Genomic DNA, 3,244 nt, shown 5'->3' on the forward strand with positions numbered 1-3,244 from the left:
CGAGCGGCCGAGGCCGGCAGCCTTACGAATGTACTTCTCGTAGGTCATCCAGAACGATTGCGGGTACATGAAGGTTTTGTAGTAGAAGCCCGGCGGCATCAGCTTGCCGCCGACCTTGCCGAGAATCCCCATCATGTCGTTGTTCACGCTCGGCCAGCCGTTGGTGCTGGTGGCGACCAGGCCCTGATACAGCGCTTGTTGCGTAGCGCGTACGTTCGGGATCTGCGTGGCTTCGGTCGCACCGATCTGCAGCACAGCGTTCGGCTCTTCGGCACCGGCGGCGAAGATGCCGCGTGGGCGCGAGTACTTGAAGCTGCGGCCGATGATGTCGACACCGTTGGCCAGCAGGGCTGCAGCCAGGGAATCGCCTTCAAAGCCTTTGTAGACCTGGCCGTTGAAGGTGAAGCTCAGCACTTTGTTGCGGTCGATGCGTCCGCCGTTGGACAGGCGATTGATCTGGCTCATACCTTCTCTCCCAGAGCCGTGGCGGCCGCTTTCGGGCTGTCGGTCTTGTCGGTGAACTGCGGCTTGGTGCCGATCTTGTAGGTTTCGAGAATCTCGTAGGTCACGGTGTCACGGGTGACGTTGAAGTACTGACGGCAACCGGCGACGTGATCCCACAGTTCGTGGTGCAGACCGCGAGGGTTGTCGCGGAAGAACATGTAGTCGCCCCACTCCTCGTCGGTGCAGCTGTTCGGGTCCAGTGGACGCGGGATGTGCGCCTGGCCGGATGCATGGAATTCCTCTTCGGAGCGCAGTTCGCCACAGTGAGGACAGAAGATATGCAACATAGGGATTTCTCCTGTTAGTGGGCGACTGCTGCAGCGCCGTGTTCGTCGATCAACGCACCGCTATGGAAACGGTCGATGGAGAAAGGTGCAGCCAATGGGTGCATTTCACCCTTGGCCAGACTCGCGGCAAACACGTTGCCCGAGCCAGGTGTTGCCTTGAAGCCACCGGTGCCCCAACCGCAGTTGAAGAACATGTTCGGTACCGGAGTTTTCGAAATGATTGGGCATGCATCCGGCGTGGTGTCGACGATGCCGCCCCACTGACGGTTCATGCGTACGCGGGACAACACCGGGAACATCTCGACGATGGCCTGGATGGTGTGCTCGATCACCGGGTACGAACCACGCTGGCCGTAGCCGTTGTAGCCGTCGATACCGGCGCCGATCACCAGGTCGCCCTTGTCGGACTGGCTGATATAACCGTGTACGGCGTTGGACATGATCACGCTGTCGATAATCGGCTTGATCGGCTCGGACACCAGCGCTTGCAGCGGGTGCGATTCGATCGGCAGACGGAAACCGGCGAGTTTGGCCATGTGCCCGGAGTTACCGGCGGTGACCACACCGACGCGCTTGGCGCCGATGAAGCCCTTGTTGGTTTCAACACCGATGCACACGCCGTTTTCCTTGCGGAAGCCGATCACTTCGGTTTGTTGAATCAGGTCCACGCCCAAGGCATCGGCGGCACGGGCAAAGCCCCACGCCACGGCATCGTGACGGGCCACGCCGCCGCGACGCTGGACGGTTGCGCCCATCACCGGGTAGCGAGTGTTCTTGGAGCAGTCGAGGTACGGAATCTCGTCGGCTACCTGTTTGGCATCGAGCAGTTCGCCGTCCACGCCGTTGAGGCGGTTGGCGCTGACCCGACGCTCGGAATCACGAATGTCTTGAAGCGTGTGGCACAAGTTGTAAACACCACGCTGGGAGAACATCACGTTGTAGTTCAGGTCCTGGGACAGGCCTTCCCACAGTTTCATCGCGTGTTCGTACAGGTGCGCCGACTCGTCCCACAGGTAGTTGGAGCGAACGATGGTGGTGTTGCGCGCGGTGTTACCGCCGCCCAGCCAGCCTTTCTCGACCACGGCCACGTTGGTGATGCCGTGTTCCTTGGCCAGGTAGTAGGCGGTCGCCAGACCATGCCCGCCACCGCCGACGATGACCACGTCATAGACCTTTTTCGGGGTCGGCGTGCGCCACATCTTCTGCCAGTTTTCGTGATGGCTGAGGGAGTGTTTGAAGAGGCCGAAGCCCGAATAGCGTTGCATAGTCATTTACTCCAAAACCGCGCTCAGCGATAAACCGGGAAGTCCGCGCACAGGGCTGCCACTTGCTGCGCGACATTGGCCTCGACATCGGCGTCGCCGAGGTTGTCGAGGATGTCGCAGATCCAGCCGGCCAGTTCAACGCACTGGGTAACCTTGAAGCCGCGAGTGGTCACCGCCGGGGTGCCGATACGCAGGCCGGAGGTCACGAACGGCGACTGTGGATCATTCGGGACAGCGTTCTTGTTCACGGTGATGTGGGCGCGACCGAGTGCTGCATCCGCCTCTTTGCCGGTAAGGCCCTGACGGATCAGGCTGACCAGGAACAGGTGGTTATCGGTGCCGCCGGACACTACATCGTAGCCGCGTTTGATAAATACGCCGGCCATGGCTTGGGCGTTGTCGATCACTTGTTGCTGGTAAGCCTTGAAGCCTGGCTCCAGCGCTTCCTTGAAGCACACGGCTTTACCGGCGATGACGTGCATCAGCGGGCCGCCCTGGGCACCCGGGAACACGGCAGCGTTGAGCTTCTTCTCGATTTCTTCGTTGGACTTGGCCAGGATCAGGCCACCACGCGGACCGCGCAGGGTCTTGTGGGTGGTGGTGGTGACCACGTCAGCGTACGGCAGCGGATTGGGGTACAGACCAGCGGCAACCAGACCGGCCACGTGAGCCATGTCGACGAACAGCAGCGCACCGACCTTGTCGGCGATCTGACGGAAGCGCGGGAAGTCCAGGGTCTTGGAGTAGGCAGAGAAGCCGGCAACGATCATCTTCGGCTTGCACTCGACGGCCAGGCGCTCGACTTCGTCGTAATCGATCAGGCCGGTCTTGGTGTCGATGCCGTACTGCACAGCGTTGTACAGCTTGCCCGAGGACGACACTTTGGCGCCGTGGGTCAGGTGGCCGCCGTGGGCCAGGCTCATGCCGAGAATGGTGTCGCCAGCTTGCAGCAGGGCCAGGTACACGGCGCTGTTGGCCGAAGAGCCGGAGTGCGGCTGGACGTTGGCGTAATCGGCACCGAACAGTTGCTTGGCGCGTTCGATGGCCAGGGCTTCGACCTTGTCGACGTGCTCGCAGCCACCGTAGTAGCGCTTCGATCGACAACATGTTTGTCTTCGTGATGATTTTCAGCTACTTCGCCGTACCTGCGGAGTTACAGCGTCGAGTGTTGTTGTACGGTGTGCTCGG

Annotated in this window: 3 protein-coding genes and 1 pseudogene; all 4 read right to left on the minus strand. The window is 61.1% G+C overall.

What is annotated here, in order from left to right; all coding sequences use genetic code 11:
* On the minus strand, positions 1–465 hold a 465-nt coding region (locus ACQKPC_RS30155; protein ID WP_427628309.1), incomplete at its 3' end, for a 2Fe-2S iron-sulfur cluster-binding protein.
* Positions 462–791 carry a sarcosine oxidase subunit delta gene (locus tag ACQKPC_RS30160; protein ID WP_007907563.1) on the minus strand — a complete coding sequence of 110 codons (330 nt, stop codon included), beginning with the start codon at positions 789–791 and terminating at the stop codon, positions 462–464. The genes ACQKPC_RS30155 and ACQKPC_RS30160, both read right to left, overlap by 4 nt.
* 14 nt (positions 792–805) lie before the next feature.
* On the minus strand, positions 806–2,056 hold the full coding sequence (locus tag ACQKPC_RS30165) for a sarcosine oxidase subunit beta (RefSeq protein WP_007907561.1): 1,251 nt from the start codon (positions 2,054–2,056) through the stop codon (positions 806–808).
* A gap of 23 nt (positions 2,057–2,079) precedes the next feature.
* Positions 2,080–3,150 (minus strand): annotated as a pseudogene (gene glyA / locus ACQKPC_RS30170) (serine hydroxymethyltransferase); the annotation flags it as partial.
* Between the last annotated feature and the right edge of the window lie 94 nt (positions 3,151–3,244).

The organism is Pseudomonas sp. NPDC089918 (assembly GCF_050280605.1).
Classification (GTDB): Bacteria; Pseudomonadota; Gammaproteobacteria; order Pseudomonadales; family Pseudomonadaceae; genus Aquipseudomonas.